Origin of the sequence: Micromonospora sp. NPDC049799, from assembly GCF_040656655.1 — a bacterium.
In the GTDB taxonomy this organism is placed as follows: Bacteria; Actinomycetota; Actinomycetes; order Mycobacteriales; family Micromonosporaceae; genus Micromonospora.
In genome coordinates this window covers 1-1037 of sequence record NZ_JBFAMU010000924.1, presented here as the reverse complement: position 1 = coordinate 1037, position 1037 = coordinate 1, and the positions used below count along the sequence as shown (strand labels likewise).

The window sequence follows — 1037 nt, the reverse complement described above, 5'->3', positions numbered from 1 at the left end:
GCTGGCCACCGCGGTACCGGCGGTCGGCGATTTCAACGGCGACGGCTGCGACGATGTGGCGGAGTTCTCCCGAGGTGACGCGCCGTTCGTCCGCGCGCCATCGCCGAGAGCGCCCACGCCGCCCTGTCCAACGTGGTCCGGCACGCGCCGGGCGCGACGGCCGCGCTGCGTCTGGGCCGGGTCGCCGACACCGTCGTGGTCGAGGTCGCCGACGACGGTCCCGGCTTCGACCCGGCCACCGTCCCGGCCCACCGGTACGGACTGCGCGAGTCGGTACGCGGCCGGATGGCGAGTGTCGGGGGCCGGGCCGACGTCGAGTCCCGACCCGGCGCCGGGACCCGGATCCGGCTGGAGTGGTCCGATGTCGACTGAGACCGACCCGACGACGGCGGGGACCACGATCACGAGCGACGCCGCACCCGTCTCGTACTCCGAGGGCGCGACGGCGACGCTGGCGCCGCGTACACCCGGGGAGGGCGCGGCCGGGGCGGACGTCGGGGCGGCCGTGGCGAGCGCGTCCGACCGGGGCGCGCGGGTTGTGGCGGTGGTCATCGCCCTGGCCTGGCACACGGCGATCGGCCTGCCGGCGGTGCTGGCGGCCCGCGCAGACCTGGCCGGGCCGACGCTGGTGCTCGCCTGCTGGGCTCTGGTGGCCGTGACCGGCGCGGTCGCCGGGCTCCGGCTGCTGCGCGGCGAACCGCTGCCCGCGTGGCCGCTGGCCGTACTGCTGCTGGCGGTCGACGCGCTGGTGTTCGCGGCGGCCGGCGACGGTCAGCTGTTCACCGCCGCGAACTGGGTGTGGGGCACACTCGGCTGGTTCTTCGTGCTGGTGCTGTGGGGGCGCCGGGTGACCGGCCTGCTGGTGCTGCTCGCCGCGCACTCGGTGATCGCGCTGGTGGCGGTGCTCGTCCACGGCGCGACCGCGCCCGCCGACCTGGTGCGCTACACGATGTACGTCTACGGCACCTCGTCGCTGCCGGTCGCGGTCTTCGCCGGCAGCGCCGCGATCGCCGCGCTGGCCCGCAACCGGGCCGGCG

Annotated in this window: 2 pseudogenes; both read left to right on the top strand. The window is 76.6% G+C overall.

Annotated features, from left to right (window positions below):
* Positions 1-96: 96 nt before the first annotated feature.
* A pseudogene (locus AB0I76_RS30680) lies at positions 97-372 on the top strand (ATP-binding protein); the annotation flags it as partial.
* Positions 362-1037 (top strand): annotated as a pseudogene (locus AB0I76_RS30675) (hypothetical protein); the annotation flags it as partial. The pseudogenes AB0I76_RS30680 and AB0I76_RS30675, both read left to right, overlap by 11 nt.